Source organism: Prevotella sp. khp1 (assembly GCF_900102205.1).
Lineage (GTDB): Bacteria > Bacteroidota > Bacteroidia > Bacteroidales > Bacteroidaceae > Prevotella > Prevotella ruminicola.
In genome coordinates, this window is the sequence record NZ_FNJZ01000002.1 from 223730 (window position 1) to 244837 (window position 21108).

Genomic DNA, 21108 nt, shown 5'->3' on the forward strand with positions numbered 1-21108 from the left:
GCAGCCGGAATTAACAAAACAGATAGTAGAAAAAATGAAGAAACTGCAATTACTTAACAACCTTGCCTTAGCTGCAAGTTGCCTGATTTTTACATCGTGCGCCATCGTTCGCGGCTACAAGGCCGACGGCGCAGCCGGACCTACATCCTACAGCTTTGAGCATCACGTGCACGATACGATTGCCAACGGCCCAACCGCATTCAGCTTTCCTTACGCCAAGCAGCAGGCCGAATGGATAGACACCCTGCACTTTTTTACGCAACCACCCGCCTACAAAAAGCCAAGAACGCTATGGCAGGCGCTCGACGGCAAGACCGATACACAGGGCGTGCTGATTATACAGAACGACAGCATCATCTACGAAAAATGCGTAGGCGATATCACTACCGACAGACTGGCTACGGTGTTCTCGGTTTCAAAATCCATCACATCGCTGCTTTGTGGCATTGCGGTTGACGAGGGCTATATTAAAAGCATCGACGACCCTGTAACCGACTATCTGCCCGAACTGAAAAAGAAGGATAAGATGTGGCAGAAACTTACCATCCGACACTTGCTTGACATGCGTAGCGGCCTGGACTTTGACGATACTTACTCGCTGCGACTGAAGGACCTGAAACGCCTGAACGCCATGGCCAAGCTTAACTATGGCAAAAACGTAATGAAGCAGATTCGCGGTTTGAAATTCGAGAACGAACCGGGAACCAAGCACAAATACGAGAGTATGACCACACAGATACTGGGCGTGGTAATACAGCGTGCCACTGGTCAAAGCTATACCAGCTACCTGAGCGAGAAGGTATGGAAGCCACTACAGATGGAATCGCCTGCCATCGTAAACATCGATAGCAAGAAACACCGTATGGCGCATGCCTTTGGCGGCATCAGCACCAGCATGAAAGACCTGGCCAAGATAGGTCGACTGTATCTGAACAAGGGTATGTGGAACGGCAAACGTATTGTGAGCGAGGAGTGGATTAAGCAGTCAACCGATTACAATACCGATAACGAAGGCTACCACTTTAACTGGTACAACACCAGCTGGATGACCGAAAAGCCCGAATATCCCGGATTCTACGCCCACGGCATACGTGCACAGGTGCTGTATGTAAACCCATACAAGAACCTCATCATGGTACGTTTTGGCAAGCGCGACGATACGTATGCCTTTATACCTTACATGTTTGAGTTGCTTAGCAACTACAAAGAGTTTTGATGTCGTCTAAGCTGTTGGCCACTTTGATGTACTGGTGCCAATCGCCGCGAATCATGCCGCGGGCCTGCAGATCGTCCATCAGGGCTATCAGCTGATCCCAGAAGCCTTTCATGTTATATAGGATGACGGGCTTGTGGTGATAGCCGATGGTGGCCGATGCGGCAACAGTAAACACCTCGTCGAGCGTGCCGATGCCGCCTGGCAGGGCGATAAACACATCGCTCTGGTCCATCATCAGCTGCTTGCGGTCGGTCAGGTTATCGCAAGGTATCTCTATCTCTACGTAATCGCTGGTGCGTCCCGTTTCTTCTACCTTGGTAGGCACCACACCGATGGTACGGCCGCCAGCCGTTTTGGCAGCCTTGGCCACACACTCCATCAGGCCCTGGTTAACACCGCCATACACGATGCTATGACCACTCTCAGCAGCCCACTTGCCAAGCTCGGCAGTTAGCGTAAAAAACTCGGCATCAATCTGCTCGTTGGCAGAACAAAACACACATATTTTCATAATGCTTGCAAAATTACAAATTATTTTGTATCTTTGCAAACGATTATAGACAATTAAACAAAATTATTATGCGAAAACTATTTTTATCATTGGCAATGATTACAGGCATTGCAACGAGCTGGGCACAGCAGAAGCTGGTGCTTTACTACTCAGAGAATGGTACAACCAAGACCGTAGCCGAGGAAATCCAGAAACAACTGGGTGCTGACATCGAAGCCGTAGAGGCTGTTGAGCCTTATACAGGCGATTTTCAGGCTACCATCCAGCGTGGCAACAAGGAGCGAGCTAACGGCCAGTGGCCAGCTATCAAGCCCCTTAAAAAGGATATGAGTAAGTACGATGTTATCTTTTTAGGATACCCCATCTGGTTTGGCACCTATGCCAATCCGATAGTAACCCTGCTAAACGGGCAGGATTTTGCAGGTAAGACGATTGTGCCCTTCTGCACCTTTGGCAGCGGCGGACTGAACACATCATCGGCCGACCTGAAAAAGGCACTGCCCAAGGCCAAGATTGCCCAGGGCTATGGCGTACGTACAGCCCGCGTGGCTAAAGCAGCCAAGGAGCTGGACCGTTTTCTGACAGAGAACGGCTACAAGAAAGGCCGCGTAAAAGCCCTGCCAGCCTATACAGCACAGAAGCCCGTAACCGATGCCGAGAAGGCGCTGTTTGACGCCGCCTGCTCGAGCTATCAGTTCCCTCTCGGCACACCTCAGACAGTAGGTAAGCGCGAAACGCCCGATGGCACCGACTATGAGTTCAGCGTAAAAACACGCGGCATGAACGGCAAAGAGGCCACCGCAACCATCTACGTAACCGTAGAAAAGGGCGGCAAGCCAGAATTTACAGAAGTAGTAAGATAAATTTATTTAATGAAGACATTTGAAGAATTAGGCGTTTGCGAGCAGATTCGCAAAGCCATCGAAGAGTTAGGGTTTGTACATCCGATGCCTGTACAGGAGGCGGTAATACCATACCTGCTGGGCAACGAAAACGATGTGATAGCCCTGGCCCAGACTGGTACCGGAAAAACAGCAGCGTTCGGCATTCCATTGCTTGAGCGCATCGACACAACACAGCGCTACACACAGGCACTGGTGCTCTCGCCAACACGTGAGCTGTGCCTGCAGATAGCCGACGACCTGCGCGACTTTGCCAAATATATGGATGGCGTGCATGTAGAGGCCGTGTATGGTGGCGCTGCCATCGAGCCGCAGATGCGCGCGCTGAAAAAGGGTGTTGAGATTATCGTGGCCACACCAGGCCGACTGGTTGACCTGATGCATCGCGGCATTGCCCGCCTGGAGCAAGTAACTAACATTGTGCTCGACGAGGCTGATGAGATGCTGAATATGGGCTTCTCAGACAGTATCAACGAGATATTCGAGTCGCTCTCGGCCGATCATCACACGCTGATGTTCTCGGCCACTATGAGCAAAGAGGTGGAGCGTGTGGCCAAGAAGTATCTGCACGACTACAAAGAGATAGTTGTGGGCAGCCGCAACGAGGGCGCCGAGAGCGTAAACCACATCTATTATATGGTGAACGCCAAGGATAAATATCTGGCGCTGAAACGTATCGTAGACTTCTATCCACGCATCTTTGCCATTATCTTCTGTCGCACCAAGGTAGAGACACAAGAGGTGGCCGACAAGCTGATTAAGGACGGCTATAATGCCGAATCGCTGCATGGCGACCTGAACCAGCAGCAGCGCGACCAGACGATGCAGAAGTTCCGCAACCACCTGACACAGCTGCTGGTAGCTACCGATGTGGCTGCACGCGGACTGGACGTTGACGACTTGACGCACGTGATTAACTTCGGATTGCCCGATGACATCGAGAGCTACACTCACCGCTCAGGCCGTACAGGCCGTGCGGGCAAGAAAGGTACATCTATCTCGATTGTACACAGTCGCGAAAAATTTAAGATCCGTAACATCGAGAAGATTATCGGCAAAGAGTTTGTAAAGGCCGAGATTCCATCGGCCGAAGAGATCTGCAAAAAGCAGCTCTATAAGGTGATGGACCAGATTGTTAAGACCGACGTTGACGACGAGGAGATTGCCCCATTCATGCAGGATATCAACCGCTACTTTGAGTATATCGACAAGGACGAGCTGATAAAGAAGATTGTATCGCTTGAGTTTGGTAAGTTCCTGGCCTACTATGCCGACGCACCAGAGATTGAGCCTGTGGTGCCTGAAAAGAAGGACCGACGCCAGCAGAGCGACAAGCAGAAGTTGCAGAACAAGCCGCAGAAGGGTTACCGCCGACTGTTTATCAACCTTGGTAAGCGCAACGGTTTCTACCCAGGCGAGCTGATGCAGACGCTGAACCGATTTGTGGGCGGACGCCAGGAGGTGGGCCATATCGACCTGCTGGATAGCATTTCGTACTTTGAGGTGCCCGAAAAGGATGCTAAGAAGGTAATGCTGCAGCTGACAGGTATCCGCTACAAGGGTCAGACGGTGCGTTGCAACGACGCCGATGATGCCAGCAAGGGTGGCGAGCGACAGGGCAAGGGCGGCGAGCGTTCAAGCAAGCCCAAGCGCCAGAAGAAAGATAACTGGCGCGAGCTGATGGGCAAGGCACCACGCGAATTGAAAGGCAAGGAGCCCGACTTTAGCGAAGAAGGCTGGGCCATGCGCAAGCCCCGCAAGAAAAAGAAGTAATTAGGCTGATAGTATTAGGCACGGATTCTTGGACGAGCCAAGCGGCAAAGCCGAGCGAACACGGCTTTAATAAATTAAAAACACGGCTATAGTTGCAATGCTAAAGCCGTGTCTTTTTTATAAAAAAAGCCGTGTAATCCGTGCCAAAAAAACTATTCCATTGCTTCAAGCTCAGAAAGGTATTCTGTTTTTTTGCGTTCGCCAAAGGCGGTATCAACGCTGTTGTTAATGCTACCACACACATTGGCTGCAAACTGCTGGGCCTCGGCTATCACCTTATCCCAGATGGCCGCATCAACGCCCTCGTGCAGCATATCACGTGTAACGCCATACTTAAGCAGTCCGTACACAAAGCCGGCATTAAAGTTATCGCCTGCGCCAATGGTACTAACCGTTTGTGTGGCTGCTACAGGATACTGCTTGGCCAAACCACCCTGCGCACGGAACTCGATAGGCTGGGCACCCTGCGTATAGATAAAGTTCTTGCAGTAGAAATCTATCTGCGAACGGTACACGCTATCGGCCCCCGTCTTGTTATACATATTCTCAAAATCCTCCGAGCTGCCTTTGATGATATCGGCCAACTCAAAGTTCTCAAGGATATTGGCCGTAACCTTTACCAGATCCTTGAGATGCGACGCACGATAGTTTACATCGTAGTAAAGAATGGCACCCTGCTCGTGTGCATACTGCAGAAATGCCAGCATCTGTGGACGGATAACAGGGTTGATGGCATAGAACGAGCCAAACATCACCACATCGTTAGGCTGGATATCGGGCGTGATAAACTCCAGGCGGTCGTGGGGATGATCCTTATAAAAGATATACTCGGCATCGTTGTTCTCGTTCAGAAATGCCAGAGATATGGGCGATTTGGCCTCGGGATACACGCTGATATTCGAGGCATCAACATGATTATCCTCCAGGAAACTGATGATGCGACGCCCCACACGGTCGTTGCCCGTTTCGCTGATAAAAGCCGCATCTACGCCGCTACGACCAAGCGATATCAGTCCGTTGAACATCGAACCGCCAGGCACAGCACCAATAGGCTGATCGTCGCGGAAGATGATGTCCAGTATAGTTTCTCCTATTCCTATTACTTTTCTCATAGTCTCATAAAAAATCGGCACTGCTTTCGCAATGCCGATCCTGTCTATATTGCTAAATGAATTAGTCAGCAACGAGTGTGAAGCGCTGGAAGGCAACGATCTTCAGATCCTTGTCCTGCTTAGCGAGCCACTGAGCAACAGTAGCCTTGTCGCCGTCGCCGAACTGGAACTCCTGGTCAACCAGGCAGTTCTCCTTCTTGAACTTCTCAACACGACCCTTAGCGATACCCTCAATCATTGGCATCTTCAGGTTAGCCTCGCCCTCAACCTTTGCATCAGCAATGATCTTGCGAGCCTCGTCGGCCTGCTCCTGTGTGAGCCAGCCCTTCGACATGTTGCTCTCGATGTGATCCTCAGAATCAACCAGGTTGGGGTTCAAACCAGCCTTCTTGAGCTTCATATCAACGAACTTCTGAACCTGCTCGAGCTTTGACTTCTCAACAGCAGTCTTGTACTCCTCGTCGAGAATCTTTGGATCGATGCTCTGAGCGTCGAGAGCTACTGGCTTCATAGCAGCAACCTGCATAGCTACCAGGTGACCCTGCTCGGCAGCGGGCTTGTTGGTCTGAACCATGGTGCAGAGAGTGTTCTTTGCCATGTGGTTGTAGATCTCAATGTTCTCACCCTCGAGAGTCAGGTAGCCATCCAGCTCCATCTTCTCACCGGTGATACCAGAGCGCTGAGTAACTGCGTCCTGAACCTTCTGACCGTCGGCCAGAGTAAGCTCCTTAACAGCCTCAATATCCTTAGCCTTAGCAGCAATAGCAGCGTCGAGGATGCTCTGAGTAAGAGCAATGAAATCGGCACCGTTAGCAACGAAGTCGGTCTCACACTTCAGGGCGATCATAGCAGCGAAGCCATCAACGCTCTTAACGAGTACACAACCATTAGATGTCTCACGGTCGCTACGCTTAGCAGCAATAGCGAGGCCACGCTCACGCAGGAGCTCCTTAGCCTTGTCGAAGTCGCCCTCAGCCTCGGTCAGAGCCTTCTTTACGTCAGCCAGACCAGCGCCAGTCATTGCGCGAAGCTTCTTGATATCATCAATTGAAATAGCCATTATCTTTTAATTTTTTAATTTTTACATTATTACATTTTACTCAGCAGCAGCCTCAGCCTTTGGCTCAGCATCCTTGCGAGCCTTGCGTGGAGCACGCTTAGCCTTAGGCTCCTCGCCCTCAGCCTGAGCATCAGCAGCCTTCTCGTCGGCCTTCTCTACCTTACGCTCCTCGATACCCTCGGCGATAGCGGTGCAGCAGGCATTCAGGATAGCCTCTACAGAGTCCTTAGCATCGTCGTTAGCAGGGATAACGAAGTCGATATTGTTAGGATCAGAGTTAGTATCAACGATACCGAATACGGGGATACCCAGACGGTTAGCCTCGCGAACGGCAATGTTCTCCTTCATTACATCAACTACGAAGAGTGCGCTTGGCAGACGAGTCAGATCGGCGATAGAACCCAGGTTCTTCTCGAGCTTAGCACGCTGACGTGTGATCTGCAGCAGCTCACGCTTTGAGAGGTTTGAGTAGGTTCCATCCTGCATCAGACGGTCGATGTTCGCCATTTTCTTAACGGCCTTACGGATTGTGGGGAAGTTTGTGAGCATACCACCTGGCCAACGCTCGATAACGTATGGCATGTTGATGCTTGCAGCCTTCTCAGCAACCACTTCCTTTGTCTGTTTTTTAGTAGCGACGAACAGGATTTTCTTGCCACTCTTGGCAATCTGCTTCAGGGCCTCAGCAGCCTCGTCAACCTTGGCTACTGTCTTATGCAGGTCGATGATGTGAATACCGTTACGCTCTGTGTAAATATAAGGAGCCATAGCGGGGTTCCACTTACGCTTCAGGTGACCGAAATGACAGCCAGCCTGCAGCAACTGATCAAAATTTGTTCTTGACATTTTCTTACTTCTTTTAAATTGTTTACTTTCTTTTTAATTCTTCTTAGAATCAGCCCGACGGTAGTCCAAAGGAATCCAGCGGGTTTAGATACTAAACTTGCGCTAAGTTCTTCAGCGGGATTAACGCTTACTGAACTGGAAGCGACGACGTGCCTTTGGACGACCAGGCTTCTTACGCTCAACCTCACGGCTATCACGTGTCATGAAACCTGCATCCTTCAGCTTCTTCTTATCCTCTTCGTTGATCTTCACCAGAGCGCGGGCAATTGCGAGACGCAGAGCCTGACTCTGACCTGTGAAACCACCTCCGTCGAGGTTTGCCTTGATGTCATACTTCTCAGCTACTTCGAGCAGTGCGAGTGGCTGCTTAACCACATACTGCAGGATAGCTGATGGGAAATATACCTCTAAATCTTTCTTGTTGATCGTAATCTTACCAGTACCCTCTGTTACGTATACACGGGCTACAGAGCTCTTACGACGACCTATTGCGTTAATTACTTCCATCTTTCCTTATTATTTATACTGGTTAATATCAATAGTCTTTGGCTGCTGAGCGGCATGTGGATGCTCGGTACCCTCATAGATAAAGAGGTTGTTCAGCAGGCTGCGGCCCAGAGGACCCTTTGGCAGCATACCCTTAACGGCATGACGCAGCATCTTGTCAACACCACCGTTCTTCTTGCGAAGCTCAGCAGGAGTATTGAAGCGCTGACCACCAGGATAACCTGTGTAGCGGGTATAAACCTTATCGGTCTCTTTCTTACCAGTGAAAACTACCTTATCGGCGTTGATAAGGATTACATTGTCACCACAGTCAACGTGTGGAGTGAAAGTTGGCTTGTACTTTCCGCGGATCAGCTTAGCTACCTTTGAAGCGAGACGACCAACAACCTGGTCTGTGGCATCGATTACCACCCACTCCTTCTTTGCTGTTTCCTTGTTTACAGAAAGTGTCTTGTAACTCAAAGTGTTCATTTTTAAATTTACTACTAAAAAACAGTTTAACTTATAATTAAATATGTACGCGCATAAACTCACTCCCAGGGTCTAACTCCCGGTTGTCAGTCTAACGTCGCACCCGTAGGGGTTGATTCCCTGACGGGGATCATTGAAACGCTGATTCACGAACCGCCATGCCCGGCCAAAGACACCGCTATTCACACAACATTTCACGGGGATTCTAAGTCTCTCCCCTAAATCGGTGTGCAAAGGTACTAACTATTTTTATTATATAAGGTACGCGCAAAAGAAAAAAGCGCCAAATTTAGACAAATTTAACGCTTTTCTTTATTTTTAAGATTTCTTTCTTAGAAATCCATGTTATCTAACGAGTCACTGAAGTCCTTTGGCTGTTCCTCTTTTGGAGCCTCAGTCTGCTGCTGCTCAGGACGTGGGCGGCGCTCACCATGACGCTCACCGTTGCGACGATCGCCACGGTCGGGACGACGGTCACGACGCTCGCCATTACGCTCTGGGCGCTCACGACGCTCACCACGGGCAGGACGCTCAACATAATCGGCAGGCTTCTCAATCAGTACACGATGAGAGAGCTTGTACTTACCTGTCTTAGGATCAATCTCCAGGAGCTTAACCTGAATGTGGTCGCCCTCCTTAATACCAGCCTCTTCAACGGTCTCAAGGCGCTTCCAGTCGATCTCGCTGATGTGCAACAGACCGTCCTTACCAGGCATAATCTCAACGAAGCATCCGTAAGGCATGATAGAACGAACCACACCGTCGTAAACCTCGCCTACCTCAGGAATAGCTACGATAGCCTTAATCTTACCGATAGCGGCATCGATGCTCTCCTTGTTAGGAGCTGATACCTGGACCTTACCTACACCGTCAACCTCGTCGATAGTGATAGTAGCACCAGTATCCTCCTGCATCTGCTGGATAATCTTACCACCAGGGCCGATTACAGCACCGATGAACTCCTTAGGAATCTCCATCTGAACGATGCGAGGAACCTGAGGCTTCATCTCAGCACGTGGCTCAGCGATAGTATCGGTCAGGCACTTCAGGATGTGCTCACGACCGGCCTTAGCCTGCATCAGAGCCTTCTCGAGAATGTCGAAGCTCAAACCATCACACTTGATATCCATCTGAGTAGCGGTCAGACCATCCTTTGTACCAGTGGTCTTGAAGTCCATATCACCCAGGTGGTCCTCGTCGCCGAGGATATCGCTCAATACAGCGTACTTATCTTCTCCAGGATTCTTGATCAGACCCATGGCAATACCCGAAACAGGCTTCTTCATAGGAACACCGGCGTCCATCAGGGCGAGTGTACCAGCACATACGGTAGCCATTGATGAAGAACCGTTAGACTCAAGGATCTGGCTTACCAGACGAACTGTGTAAGGGAAGTCCTCAGGAATCTGGCCCTTCAGTCCACGCCATGCCAGGTGACCGTGACCAATCTCACGACGACCTACGCCACGCTGGGCCTTGGCCTCACCAGTACAGAATGGAGGGAAGTTATAGTGCAGCAAGAAGCGCTGATAACCGTGCTCAAGCACGTCGTCAACCATCTTTTCATCAAGCTTAGTACCCAGAGTACAGGTAGAAAGCGACTGTGTCTCACCACGAGTAAAGATTGAACTTCCGTGAGGCATTGGCAGAGGTGAAACCTCGCACCAGATAGGACGGATCTCGTCGGTCTTACGACCATCGAGACGGATACCCTCGTCGAGGATACAACGGCGCATAGCGTCGCGCTCAACGTCATGATAGTAACGATCCATCATGGCATACTTCTCTTCCATCTCATCCTCAGTCAGGTCGGCATGCTCAGCAGCATACTTCTCCTTGAAGTCTGTCAGGATCTTCTCGAAGGCATCAGCACGGTCCTGCTTGGGCAGAGCCTGCTTGGTAACATCGTAAGCGGGCTGATACAGCTCCTTGTTCATACGCTCACGCAGCTCCTCATCGTTCACCTCGTGGTCGTACTCACGCTTAACATCCTTACCAAGTTCCTTTGAGAGTTCAGCCTGAAGCTCACACATTGGCTTGATAGCAGCCATAGCAGCCTTCAGAGCGCCGATCATATCCTGTTCTGACACCTCTTTCATCTCTCCCTCTACCATCATAATGTTCTCGGCCGATGCACCAACCATGATGTCCATATCGGCATCCTTCATCTGCTCGAAGGTAGGATCGATAACATACTCACCGTTGACACGGGCTACGCGAACCTCACTGATGGGGCACTCGAATGGGATATCCGAGCAAGCCAGAGCAGCCGAAGCAGCAAAACCTGCAAGGGCGTCGGGCTGATCAACACCATCGGCTGAGAGCAGCATTACATTCACAAATACCTCAGCGTGATAGTTCGAAGGGAAGAGTGGACGAAGAACACGGTCCACCAGTCGTGATGTCAGGATTTCGTTGTCGCTGGCTTTGCCTTCGCGCTTGGTAAATCCACCGGGGAAACGTCCGGCTGCGCTGTACTGTTCACGATAATCTACCTGCAAAGGCATAAAATCTGTTCCGGGAACTGCATCTTTTGCGGCACAAACAGTGGCGAGCAATACGGTGTTGTTCATACGCAGAACAACAGAGCCGTCGGTCTGTTTTGCCACTTTCCCGGTTTCAATGGTGATGGTACGTCCATCAGCCAATTGAAGGGTCTTTGTAATTACGTTCATCTTAATAAAACATCTAAAATATAAAAAACAGCCGCAAAGATACACATAATTATATTAATAAACGAGAAAACTCAATATTTTTTTTAATTTTTCACTATTCCTCTTCACTATTCACTAAAAAAATTATATCTTTGCACCCGCAAAACGAAATTCTAATTAGAAAAAATGAAACATATTTGTAAAGCAGCAGCCGTAGTTCTGGCTGCATTATCGATTGCCTCGTGCAACAACAATAAGTTTACCGTCGAGGGCCAGATTGCCGGCGCTAAGGACTCTGTGCTCTACTTCGAAAACGTAGGTTTGGAGGGCATTAACGTGCTCGACTCTGTAAAGCTTAACGACAATGGCGACTTCTCGTTCAGTCAGGATGCTACTACAGCCCCTGAGTTCTATCGTTTGCGCATTGCCGACCAGATTATCAACGTAAGCATCGATTCTACCGAGACTGTTCAGGTTAAGGGTCAGTATCCTGGTATGGCATCAAACTACACCATCAGCGGTTCTGAGAACTGTGAGAAGATTCGCGAGTTGGCACTTAAGCAGATCGACCTGCAGGCTAAGGCCATCGCGCTGCAGAGCAACACCGAGTTAGGCATTGCCAAAGCCAACGACAGCATCCAGAGCATGATTAACGCTTACAAGGAAGAGGTTAAGCGCAACTATATCTACAAAGAGCCTTACAAGGCATATGCCTACTTCGCTCTGTTCCAGGCTATCGGCAACTACCTGATTTTCAATCCTCGTGCCAACAAGGAAGATATCAAGGCTTTTGCAGCCGTTGCTACCAGCTGGGACACTTATTACCCACACGCTGAGCGCGGACAGAACCTGCACAACATTGCCATCGAAGGCATGAAGAACCAGCGTATCGTAGAGGCTCAGAATGCCGACATTCAGATTGAGGCCAGCAAGGTTCAGGAGGCTGGTGTACTGGATATCGCTCTACTCGATAACAAAGGTAACATGCGTCATCTGACTGATTTGAAGGGTCAGGTTGTACTGCTCGACTTCCATGTATTCGCTCTCAAGGATTCTCCAGCACGTATCATTCAGCTGCGCGAATTGTATAATAAATATCACGCTCAGGGATTGGAGATTTACCAGGTAAGTCTCGACAGCGACGAGCACTTCTGGAAACAGCAGACAGCAGCACTGCCTTGGATCAGCGTTCGCGACGAGGATGGCGCAGGTTCACAGCGTCTGACACTCTACAACATTCAGGCTGTTCCCGACTTCTTTGTTATCGACCGCGGCAACAATCTGGTTAAGCGAGCTGCTCAGATAGCAGAACTTGAAGCTGAAATCAAAAAGCTTTTGTAAACAAATAATCCCTTCCGATTCTGGAAGGGATTTTTCTTTTTAGTACTTGCGCTTAGGATTCTTGGGGAACCAACCTTTCTCTACACGTTTCTTTTGAGCAAACAGCTCACCGATGCCCCACAAGGCGGAGGCGCCAAACACACCTACGATAGACGAAAGGATAGCATTCTCGATAAACAGGGCGCCCGCGATGCAAGCCAACCCCACAATGAGATATACAATCCAGGGACGTGTGCCCCAATAATACTCGGTTTTAATAACAATCGGATGCCACACGCCAATAGCCAGGAAAGTACTGGCAGCTATAATAATACCTGTAAAATACATACGCTACAATTTAGAAACTTTTTAACCAGGCTTTCAACTCAAAAACCATCTCGTAGTGATAGGCAAAGGTTTCGCGATAACCCCAACCATGACCACCTGTAGGATAAATATGAATTGATGCTGGTACATCGTGCTTATACAGCTGCTGATAGTAGTTAAAGCCATTAGCCGCAGGCACAGCCTTATCATCGTCGCTCAGCGCCAAGAAAGCACGCGGTGTGGTACGATTCACCTGCAAGTCGTTACTAAACTCAAGCTCCAACTTCTTATACTCCTTCAGCGCCTTCTTGTCCTCAGGTGCCTTTCCCAAGAAGTTATCGTGCGAGCCCTTATGTGTAAAGCCCGGATCCATCGTTACAACCGGATAGAAGAGTATCTGGAAATTCGGTGCAGCATTGTCCTTGGCATGGGTGGCGATGGTAGAAGCCAGATGACCACCTGCCGAGAAACCCATGATGCCTACATCGTTAGGGTTGATATGCCACTCGGTAGCATGACTACGAACCGTTTTGATAGCCTCCTCAGCATCAGAGACAGGCACCATACGGTTACCATAAGGCATACGATATTTCAGTACAATCAGAGCGATGCCCTGCGTATTAAAGAAAGGCGCCCACTGATGCCCCTCGTGATCCATAGCCAGATGACTATAACCGCCACCAGGACAGCACACTACAGCACGACCGGTAGCCTTGTTGGCATCGGGCAGATAAACAGTTAGTTCCGCCTGATCATTACCATCCGAGCTCACTACTTCTGGTCCATTTGGCCAGAGTGGCATGGTGGTAGGTTTCTGTGCAAAAATAGTTGCCGAGAGAGTCAGCAACGCCGTTGTTAATATGTTTCTTACGTACTTCATTGTTTTAATATTTTTAATTTTGGCGCAAAGGTACTAAAAAAAAGCTACGGATTACGTGGTTTTTACGGATTTTTATTATCTTTGCAAGCAGAAACTTGAAACTTTACGATAAATTATGAAGAAAATCTTAGCTATTACAGCTCTTACAGTACTTGCATTTGGCTCTCAGGCCAAAGTAAAATTGCCACACCTAATTGGTGACAATATGGTTTTACAACAGCAAACCGATGCCCGCCTTTGGGGATGGGCAAAGCCTGGAAAAACCGTAAAAGTAACGACCTCGTGGAGCAGCGAAGCGGTCACTGCCAAAGCCGACAAAAACGGCGAATGGCTGGTAAAGGTAAAGACACCCAAGGCCAGCTATACCCCACTATCCATCACATTCGACGATGGCGACAAGCTCACCATCAGCAATGTGCTAAGTGGCGAAGTATGGGTTTGTGCCGGACAATCGAACATGGAGATGCCTGTAAAAGGTTTCTGGATGTGCCCGGTCAAAGATTACAATCAGGTGGTGATTGATGCCAAGAACCACAAAGGTGTACGAAGCATCAAGATACCTAGCGTAATGGCAGCCACCCCCCAGAACGACGCCCAGTGCGAGTGGCGCGAATGTACACCTAAGACCGTTGGCGACTTCTCTGCCACGGGTTATTTCTTTGCACACACCATGCATCAGGCACTCGACATCCCCATCGCACTCATCGAGGCTAACAAAGGTGGCTCACGTGTAGAAAGCTGGCTCACCAAAGAGAATCTGGAGAAATACACCAACGATCCTACCGACTCTGTTGAAATCTGCAAGAAATGGGCACAGTACGACTACCACCGCTCACTGCTATGGGGTAACGGTACGTTCAACCCTATCCTGAACTATACCGTCAAGGGAATTCTGTTCTATCAGGGATGTTCGAACGTAGGCGATCCTGGCGACCAATATTCTCAGCGTTTGAAGCTGTTGGTAGATCAGTGGCGCAGTCAGTTCGGTTTGGGCGAAATTCCTTTCTATTTTGTGCAGATAGCCCCCTATCGCTACGACGATGACAACAACGCCATCAGCGGTGCCTTGCTGCGCGAACAGCAGTTCAAAGCACAACAAATAATTCCCAACAGCTCGCTGATATGCATCAACGACCTGGTTTACCCCTACGAATACAGCCAGATTCACCCTGCACAAAAACAACAGGTAGGTGAGCGACTGGCTTACACGGCACTGGCTCGCGACTATGGCTTTGAGGGCATCCTCTACCAGAGTTCAACCTTTAAGGACATGAACATCAAGGGCGATGCCATCTACATCCACTTAGACAACAACTACCACACCGACGCCCCATTCGAAGACATCCAAGGCTTTGAGATTGCAGGCGACGACAAGGTATTCTACCCCGCTCAGGCCCAGCACTTCTGGCAGCCCGGCGGCGGTTATTGGGACGAGGCCATCAAGCTGTCGTCGCCTCAGGTTAAAAAGCCCGTGGCTATACGATACTGCTTTAAAAATTTCCAGATAGGCAACGTAAAAAACGGCGCCAATCTGCCATTATTCCCATTCAGAACAGATAACTGGTAAACGCTTATGACAGAGCATCCATTAGAAGTATTCCGATTCTGCCCTAAGTGTGGCAGTCAGGATTTTAAGATTCATAACGCACTGAGCCGCCATTGTGCCAATTGTGGGTTTACATTCTATCAGAACCCACGCGCATCAACAGCCGCTTTTATCCTGAACGATAAAGGCGAACTGCTAGTAGCCACACGAGGCAAGGAACCTGCCAAAGGCACCCTCGACCTGCCTGGCGGATTTATAGATAACGACGAGAACGCCGAAGAGGGCATGGTGAGGGAAATCAAGGAAGAAACCGGACTCGACATCGATCCCGACACCGTCGAATACCAGTTCTCTATCCCCAACGTTTATCACTACTCGGGTATGGACATACACACGCTCGACCTCTTCTTCCTGTGCCACGTAACAGGCGAGGCTGTAGTAAAAGCCGACGACGATGCCGCCGAACTGCAGTGGGTATCCCTCAGAGAGGTGTATGTAGAGCGTTTCGGACTGCGCTCCATACGCCAAGCCGTACACCGTTTCTTAGCACAGAATTGTTAATAAATCTGAAAATCCTCTATATAAATAAGGTGGAAGAGAGTTTTTTGCTTACTTTTGCAGCCCGAAAGAAATATAACGCGACAGAATATGCAAAAGAACTTAGTGATAGTGGAGTCGCCCGCAAAGGCAAAGACTATTGAGAAATTCCTGGGAAAGGATTACAAGGTCATGTCGAGCTACGGACACATCCGCGACTTAAAGAAAAGAGAAATCAGCATCGACGAAAAGACGCTGGAACCAGAATACGAGATTCCCGAAGAGAAGGTTAGTCTGGTAGAGGATTTACGATCAAAAGCCGGCAAGGCAGAGACTGTATGGCTGGCATCCGATGAGGACCGCGAAGGAGAAGCCATCTCATGGCACCTTTGCGAGGTTTTAGGATTAGACGAACAGAAGACTAACCGTATTGTATTCCACGAGATTACTGAATCGGCTATTCTCGATGCCATCGAGCATCCACGCCATATCAACATGGATTTGGTTAACGCGCAGCAGGCCCGCCGCGTGCTCGACCGTCTGGTAGGTTTCAAACTCTCACCAGTACTTTGGCGTAAGGTTAAGCCCGCCCTGTCGGCTGGTCGTGTACAGAGTGTTGCTGTGCGACTGATTGTAGAGCGCGAGCGCGAGATACAGAACTTTAAGAGCGAGCCTTATTATAGTGTCAGCGGTGTGTTTGCTGTTGTTAACCCCGATGGCTCAGCCTCGGAGGTTAAAGCCCAGCTGAGCAAGCGTTTCAGCACCGAGGATGAAGTGATGGAATTCCTGGAGAAGTGCAAAACAGCCACTTTCTATGCCGATGCCATCACCAAAAAGCCATCAAAGCGTACACCTGCGCCCCCATTCACCACATCTACCCTGCAACAGGAAGCAGCCCGCAAGCTCGGCTTCACCGTTAGTCAGACAATGATGGTGGCCCAGCACCTGTACGAGAGCGGACGTATTACTTACATGCGTACCGACTCTGTAAACCTGTCGCAACTTTGTTTGAACGCCAGCAAGAGCGAGATTGTAAACCTCTATGGCGAGAACTATAGCAAACTTCGCAAGTATCACACCAACTCAAAGGGCGCTCAGGAAGCACACGAGGCCATCCGTCCATCATACATGAATATGACTGAGATTGAAGGCAGTGCCCAGGAGCGTAAACTCTACGATTTGATTTGGAAGCGTACCATCGCCAGTCAGATGGCCGATGCGGAGATTGAGAAGACCACTATAACCATCAAGAGCGATGGTATCGAGGAGGTATTCACAGCTCAGGGCGAGGTTATCAAGTTTGATGGTTTCCTGAAAGTATATCGTGAATCATCCGATGATGATGAGAATGGCGAGGATTACAGCCACTCACTGCCTGTTATCAAGAAAGGACAGGAGCTCACACGTCGCGAAATCCTTACCACCGAGCGTTTCAGTGCCGGTCCTCAGCGCTACACCGAGGCCAGTCTGGTACACAAGATGGAAGAGTTAGGTATCGGTCGTCCATCAACATACGCCCCAACCATCTCTACCATCCAGCAGCGCGAGTATGTGATGAAGGGTGATAAGAAAGGCGAAGAGCGTTTCTACTCTATCTACCAGCTGAAGGGTAAGCAGATTACCCAGAAAACCCGTAAGGAGATGGCTGGCTCAGAGCGCGGCAAGCTGTTGCCAACCGACATTGGTACTGTAGTAAACGACTTCCTGATGGAAAACTTCCCTGGCATCATGGACTATAACTTTACTGCCAAGGTAGAGCAGGACTTTGATAAGATTGCCGAGGGCGACGAGAAGTGGAAGGATATGATGAAACACTTCTACAAGGACTTTGAGCCAACGGTTGAGGAAACTCTTAACAGCCGTCAGAAGTTCAAGGCTGGTGAGCGCGAGTTGGGTAACGACCCCAAGACTGGTCGCCCAGTATTTGTAAAGATTGGCCGCTTCGGACCTGTAGTACAGATTGGCTCGTCAGAGGATAAGGACAAGCCTCAGTTTGCCCAGTTACCTAAGGAGTTGAGTATGGAAACAATCACCTTGGAAGAGGCTATGGAGCTGTTTAAGCTGCCACGCGACTTGGGTGAGTTCGAAGGTCTGCCCGTAAGCGTTGGTGCTGGTAGATTCGGTCCTTACGTTAAGCACGACCGCATGTTTGCATCGCTGCCAAAGGATGCCGATCCAATGGCTATCACACTCGACGAGGCCATTGTGCTCATCCAGGAGAAGCGCCGACAGGAAGCAGCCAAGCACATGAAGTTCTTCCTTGAGGATCCCAAGTTGGAGATTATGAACGGTATCTACGGTCCTTACCTGGCCTACGACGGACAGAACTATCGTCTGCCAAAGAACCTGCACGAGAACGCCAAGGATCTCACCTACGACGAGTGCATGAAGATTATCGAGCAGATGAAGAGCGAGGAGGGTGATAAGAAAACCGCCAAGCGAGGTGCAAGAAAAGGTGCTGGCAGAAAGGCCGCCACTAAGAAGACAACCACAAAAGCAGAGGCAGAGGCATGAAGCGCATCATTCTGATAGGCTATATGGGAGCTGGCAAAACCACCATCGGTAAGGCTCTCTCAAAGGAGTTAGGTGCCACCTTCTACGACCTCGACTGGTATATCGAGAGCCGCATGCGCAAAACAGTGGCACAGATATTTGCCGAACGTGGCGAAGAGGGGTTCCGAAAAATGGAGCACAGCATGCTGCACGAGGTGGCAGAGTTTGAGAATGTAATCATTAGCTGTGGCGGCGGCACGCCCTGCTTCTTTGACAATATGGACTATCTGAACCAGCAGGGACTGACGGTTTACCTGAAGGCCGATCCCGAGGTTCTATACAACCACCTGCTGATGGGCAAGGTTGAGCGCCCGCTGATTAAAGGCAAAAGCCCCGAGGAGCTAATCACCTTTATTCGCCAGCAGCTCGAAAAGCGCGAACCTTTCTACACAAAGGCTAAGTATACACTCGACGTAAGTCTGATGGACAACTACGAGAAAATCAAGATTAGCGTCGATAAAATAAAAGAACTATTAGATTTATAATAAAATTCATATCCGTTTAGAAAATGAAGAAATGGACGATTGAGGATTCAAAGGAGTTGTACAACATCAACGGTTGGGGCACTTCTTATTTTGGTATCAACGACAAGGGCGATGTTTACGTTACCCCCAGCAAGAACAGCACACAGATTGACTTGCGCGAGGTAATGGACGAACTGGCACTGCGTGATGTTACGCCACCAGTACTGTTGCGTTTCCCCGATATTCTTGATAATCGTATCGAGAAAACGTGGAGCTGCTTTAAAAAGGCATCCGAGGAGTACGACTACAAAGGCGAGAACTACGTGGTTTATCCCATCAAGGTAAACCAGATGCAGCCTGTGGTCGAGGAGATTATCTCGCACGGCCGCAAGTTCAACCTTGGCCTTGAGGCTGGTTCAAAACCCGAGTTGCATGCCGTTATCGCCATGCAATGCCAAAGCGACTCAATCATCATCTGTAACGGATATAAGGATCAGAGTTATATCGAACTGGCCCTGCTGGCACAGAAGATGGGCAAGCAGATCTTCATCGTAGTCGAGAAGATGAACGAGCTTGAGATTATCGCTCGCGAGGCTAAGAAGATGAATATCCGTCCAAACATCGGTATCCGCATCAAGCTGGCCTCAAGCGGCTCAGGCAAATGGGAAGAGAGCGGTGGCGACGCCAGCAAGTTCGGACTTACCAGTGCCGAGTTGCTCGAAGCACTCGACTTTCTGGAGAAGAAAGGACTGAACGACTGTCTGCGCCTCATCCACTTCCACATTGGTAGCCAGATTACCAAGATCCGCCGTATCCAGACAGCCCTTCGCGAGGCTTCGCAGTTCTACATCCAGCTGCATAAGATGGGCTACAACGTAGATTTTGTTGACTGTGGTGGCGGTCTGGGCGTTGACTACGACGGAACCCGTTCTCCATCCAGCGAGAGCTCTGTAAACTATTCAATTCAGGAGTACGTTAACGACTGTATCTACACCTTTGTAGAAGCAGCCAACAAGAACGGACTGCCTCACCCCAATATCATTACCGAGAGCGGTCGCTCATTGGCTGCCCACCACTCAGTGCTGGTTATCGATGTACTTGAGACAGCCTCACTGCCCGAGATGCCCGAGGAGTTCGAGCCAGATGCCAACAGCCACCAGCTGGTTAAGGACCTGTATGAGATTTGGGACAACCTGAGTCCACGTAATGTCCTGGAGGACTGGCACGATGCCGAGCAGATTCGCGAAGAAGTTCTCGACCTGTTCAGTCATGGTATCGTCGACCTGAGAACCCGTGCTGAGGTAGAGGCTATGTACTGGAGTGTATGCCACGAGATTCATGCCCTGGCCAAGAGTCTGAAGCATATTCCCGAGGAGCTCATGAAGATTGACAAGCTCCTGGCCGACAAGTACTTCTGTAACTTCTCTTTGTTCCAGAGTCTGAGCGACTCATGGGCCATCGACCAGGTATTCCCCATCATGCCTATCCAGCGTTTGGACGAGCGTCCCACACGTAATGCTACCATTCAGGACATTACCTGCGACAGTGATGGTAAGATAGCCAACTTTACCACCAATCGCAACAACTCGCACTCGCTGCCTGTTCATGCACTCAAAAAGAACGAGCCTTACTACTTAGGTGTGTTCCTGGTAGGTGCTTATCAGGAAATCTTAGGCGATATGCACAACCTGTTCGGCGATACCAATGCCGTTCATATCTCTGAGAAAGACGGCACCTACCACATCGACCAGATTATCGATGGTGAGACCGTCGAAGAGGTTCTGGAATACGTGCAGTACAACCCCAAGAAGCTGGTTCGCCAGCTGGAGGTTTGGGTTGCCAAGAGCGTAAAGCAGGGCAAGATCAGTTTGGACGAGGGTAAGGAATTCCTCTCTAACTACCGCTCAGGACTCTATGGATATACCTATCTTGAGTAGGCAGTTTCTTCTCATGCCATCATCTATCAGATGATACAAGTCGTACTTCAATACACTAAATAACAATTCGACGTGCGTTACCAAAATCATCTTACACTGCCCAACGATGTGCAGGAAGTGCCCCAACTCAATGCATTTGTAGATGAGGTGTGCGAGACGGCAGGTCTCGACATGAGCACAACGATGAAGATTAACCTGGCCATCGAAGAGGCTGTGGTTAACGTCATGAACTATGCCTATCCTAATGGTAAGGGCGATGTGGATATCGATGCCCAGATAAACGATGAGCATCTTAAGTTTGTCATCAGCGACAGCGGTACCCCCTTCGACCCAACGGTCAAAGCCGAGGTCGATACTACGCTTTCAGCCGAACAGCGTAGTATCGGCGGATTAGGCATTCACCTGATACGACAAATAATGGATACCATTAACTACGAGCGTGTAGATAATAAGAATCTACTCACACTCAGCAAAATTATCACTAAAAAATAA

19 protein-coding genes are annotated in these 21108 nt (G+C 49.6%); 10 read left to right on the forward strand and 9 right to left on the reverse strand.

The window, feature by feature from the left end; translation table 11 throughout:
- The first annotated feature begins 34 nt into the window (after nt 1-34).
- A complete protein-coding gene (locus BLR73_RS06755) occupies nt 35-1216 on the forward strand; it encodes a serine hydrolase domain-containing protein (protein ID WP_091860455.1) in 1182 nt (393 codons plus the stop codon).
- Here the strand turns inward: BLR73_RS06755 and BLR73_RS06760 are convergent.
- Complete coding sequence (locus tag BLR73_RS06760) at nt 1194-1727, reverse strand: LOG family protein (RefSeq protein ID WP_013064753.1); 534 nt, start codon at nt 1725-1727, stop codon at nt 1194-1196. The genes BLR73_RS06755 and BLR73_RS06760 overlap by 23 nt on opposite strands.
- A gap of 68 nt (nt 1728-1795) precedes the next feature.
- Between BLR73_RS06760 and BLR73_RS06765 the strand changes: the two genes are divergently transcribed.
- Complete coding sequence (locus BLR73_RS06765; protein ID WP_233456373.1) at nt 1796-2590, forward strand: flavodoxin; 795 nt, start codon at nt 1796-1798, stop codon at nt 2588-2590.
- 9 nt (nt 2591-2599) lie between these two features.
- Nucleotides 2600-4402 (forward strand): DEAD/DEAH box helicase, encoded by a 1803-nt coding sequence (locus BLR73_RS06770; protein WP_091860457.1) that lies wholly within the window; start codon nt 2600-2602, stop codon nt 4400-4402.
- Between the two features lie 152 nt (nt 4403-4554).
- Here the strand turns inward: BLR73_RS06770 and BLR73_RS06775 are convergent, their stop codons facing one another.
- From BLR73_RS06775 to pnp, 6 genes are all read right to left on the reverse strand, one after another.
- Nucleotides 4555-5514: a carbohydrate kinase family protein gene (locus BLR73_RS06775; RefSeq protein WP_091860460.1), complete on the reverse strand. Its 960-nt coding sequence runs from the start codon at nt 5512-5514 to the stop codon at nt 4555-4557.
- Between the two features lie 61 nt (nt 5515-5575).
- Complete coding sequence (tsf, locus tag BLR73_RS06780) at nt 5576-6574, reverse strand: translation elongation factor Ts (protein WP_013064482.1); 999 nt, start codon at nt 6572-6574, stop codon at nt 5576-5578.
- A gap of 36 nt (nt 6575-6610) precedes the next feature.
- Nucleotides 6611-7420: a 30S ribosomal protein S2 gene (gene rpsB, locus BLR73_RS06785; RefSeq protein WP_013065523.1), complete on the reverse strand. Its 810-nt coding sequence runs from the start codon at nt 7418-7420 to the stop codon at nt 6611-6613.
- Nucleotides 7421-7540: 120 nt separating this feature from the next.
- Nucleotides 7541-7927, reverse strand: coding sequence for a 30S ribosomal protein S9 (gene rpsI / locus BLR73_RS06790; protein ID WP_013063558.1), 387 nt, complete (start codon nt 7925-7927; stop codon nt 7541-7543).
- A 9-nt stretch (nt 7928-7936) separates the two neighbouring features.
- Nucleotides 7937-8398, reverse strand: a complete 462-nt coding sequence (gene rplM / locus BLR73_RS06795; RefSeq protein ID WP_013063360.1) for a 50S ribosomal protein L13 — start codon at nt 8396-8398, stop codon at nt 7937-7939.
- 332 nt (nt 8399-8730) lie between these two features.
- Complete coding sequence (gene pnp, locus BLR73_RS06800; protein WP_033150323.1) at nt 8731-11073, reverse strand: polyribonucleotide nucleotidyltransferase; 2343 nt, start codon at nt 11071-11073, stop codon at nt 8731-8733.
- Nucleotides 11074-11238: 165 nt separating this feature from the next.
- Here pnp and BLR73_RS06805 point away from each other — a divergent pair, with 165 nt between their 5' ends.
- Complete coding sequence (locus tag BLR73_RS06805) at nt 11239-12393, forward strand: TlpA disulfide reductase family protein (protein ID WP_091860463.1); 1155 nt, start codon at nt 11239-11241, stop codon at nt 12391-12393.
- 39 nt (nt 12394-12432) lie between these two features.
- Here BLR73_RS06805 and BLR73_RS06810 read toward each other — a convergent pair whose 3' ends face one another.
- Both BLR73_RS06810 and BLR73_RS06815 read right to left on the reverse strand, forming a co-directional pair.
- Nucleotides 12433-12720 carry a DUF4491 family protein gene (locus BLR73_RS06810; RefSeq protein WP_013064403.1) on the reverse strand — a complete coding sequence of 96 codons (288 nt, stop codon included), beginning with the start codon at nt 12718-12720 and terminating at the stop codon, nt 12433-12435.
- Between the two features lie 10 nt (nt 12721-12730).
- The gene (locus BLR73_RS06815; protein ID WP_091860466.1) at nt 12731-13579 is read right to left on the reverse strand and encodes an alpha/beta hydrolase; all 849 of its coding nucleotides are present in this window, start codon (nt 13577-13579) and stop codon (nt 12731-12733) included.
- A gap of 115 nt (nt 13580-13694) precedes the next feature.
- Between BLR73_RS06815 and BLR73_RS06820 the strand changes: the two genes are divergently transcribed.
- The 6 genes from BLR73_RS06820 to BLR73_RS06845 all read left to right on the forward strand — a co-directional run bounded on the left by BLR73_RS06820 (nt 13695) and on the right by BLR73_RS06845 (nt 21108).
- Nucleotides 13695-15146, forward strand: coding sequence for a sialate O-acetylesterase (locus tag BLR73_RS06820; RefSeq protein ID WP_091860469.1), 1452 nt, complete (start codon nt 13695-13697; stop codon nt 15144-15146).
- 6 nt (nt 15147-15152) lie between these two features.
- A complete protein-coding gene (locus BLR73_RS06825; RefSeq protein ID WP_091860472.1) occupies nt 15153-15686 on the forward strand; it encodes an NUDIX domain-containing protein in 534 nt (177 codons plus the stop codon).
- Nucleotides 15687-15773: 87 nt separating this feature from the next.
- Entirely contained in the window at nt 15774-18176 is a 2403-nt protein-coding gene (gene topA / locus BLR73_RS06830) for a type I DNA topoisomerase (RefSeq protein WP_013064748.1), read from the forward strand.
- Complete coding sequence (locus BLR73_RS06835) at nt 18173-18700, forward strand: shikimate kinase (RefSeq protein ID WP_013063930.1); 528 nt, start codon at nt 18173-18175, stop codon at nt 18698-18700. Before topA ends, BLR73_RS06835 begins: the two co-directional genes overlap by 4 nt.
- A gap of 23 nt (nt 18701-18723) precedes the next feature.
- Nucleotides 18724-20616 (forward strand): biosynthetic arginine decarboxylase, encoded by a 1893-nt coding sequence (speA, locus tag BLR73_RS06840; RefSeq protein WP_013064814.1) that lies wholly within the window; start codon nt 18724-18726, stop codon nt 20614-20616.
- A gap of 72 nt (nt 20617-20688) precedes the next feature.
- A complete protein-coding gene (locus BLR73_RS06845) occupies nt 20689-21108 on the forward strand; it encodes an ATP-binding protein (protein WP_013065604.1) in 420 nt (139 codons plus the stop codon).

What these genes read in the sequence shown, in the direction of transcription:
- BLR73_RS06755 (WP_091860455.1), top strand. Translation starts at nt 35, where the DNA reads ATGAAGAAACTGCAATTACTTAACAACCTTGCCTTAGCTGCAAGTTGC.
- BLR73_RS06760 (WP_013064753.1), bottom strand. Translation starts at nt 1,727, where the DNA reads ATGAAAATATGTGTGTTTTGTTCTGCCAACGAGCAGATTGATGCCGAG.
- BLR73_RS06765 (WP_233456373.1), top strand. Translation starts at nt 1,796, where the DNA reads ATGCGAAAACTATTTTTATCATTGGCAATGATTACAGGCATTGCAACG.
- BLR73_RS06770 (WP_091860457.1), top strand. Translation starts at nt 2,600, where the DNA reads ATGAAGACATTTGAAGAATTAGGCGTTTGCGAGCAGATTCGCAAAGCC.
- BLR73_RS06775 (WP_091860460.1), bottom strand. Translation starts at nt 5,514, where the DNA reads ATGAGAAAAGTAATAGGAATAGGAGAAACTATACTGGACATCATCTTC.
- tsf (WP_013064482.1), bottom strand. Translation starts at nt 6,574, where the DNA reads ATGGCTATTTCAATTGATGATATCAAGAAGCTTCGCGCAATGACTGGC.
- rpsB (WP_013065523.1), bottom strand. Translation starts at nt 7,420, where the DNA reads ATGTCAAGAACAAATTTTGATCAGTTGCTGCAGGCTGGCTGTCATTTC.
- rpsI (WP_013063558.1), bottom strand. Translation starts at nt 7,927, where the DNA reads ATGGAAGTAATTAACGCAATAGGTCGTCGTAAGAGCTCTGTAGCCCGT.
- rplM (WP_013063360.1), bottom strand. Translation starts at nt 8,398, where the DNA reads ATGAACACTTTGAGTTACAAGACACTTTCTGTAAACAAGGAAACAGCA.
- pnp (WP_033150323.1), bottom strand. Translation starts at nt 11,073, where the DNA reads ATGAACGTAATTACAAAGACCCTTCAATTGGCTGATGGACGTACCATC.
- BLR73_RS06805 (WP_091860463.1), top strand. Translation starts at nt 11,239, where the DNA reads ATGAAACATATTTGTAAAGCAGCAGCCGTAGTTCTGGCTGCATTATCG.
- BLR73_RS06810 (WP_013064403.1), bottom strand. Translation starts at nt 12,720, where the DNA reads ATGTATTTTACAGGTATTATTATAGCTGCCAGTACTTTCCTGGCTATT.
- BLR73_RS06815 (WP_091860466.1), bottom strand. Translation starts at nt 13,579, where the DNA reads ATGAAGTACGTAAGAAACATATTAACAACGGCGTTGCTGACTCTCTCG.
- BLR73_RS06820 (WP_091860469.1), top strand. Translation starts at nt 13,695, where the DNA reads ATGAAGAAAATCTTAGCTATTACAGCTCTTACAGTACTTGCATTTGGC.
- BLR73_RS06825 (WP_091860472.1), top strand. Translation starts at nt 15,153, where the DNA reads ATGACAGAGCATCCATTAGAAGTATTCCGATTCTGCCCTAAGTGTGGC.
- topA (WP_013064748.1), top strand. Translation starts at nt 15,774, where the DNA reads ATGCAAAAGAACTTAGTGATAGTGGAGTCGCCCGCAAAGGCAAAGACT.
- BLR73_RS06835 (WP_013063930.1), top strand. Translation starts at nt 18,173, where the DNA reads ATGAAGCGCATCATTCTGATAGGCTATATGGGAGCTGGCAAAACCACC.
- speA (WP_013064814.1), top strand. Translation starts at nt 18,724, where the DNA reads ATGAAGAAATGGACGATTGAGGATTCAAAGGAGTTGTACAACATCAAC.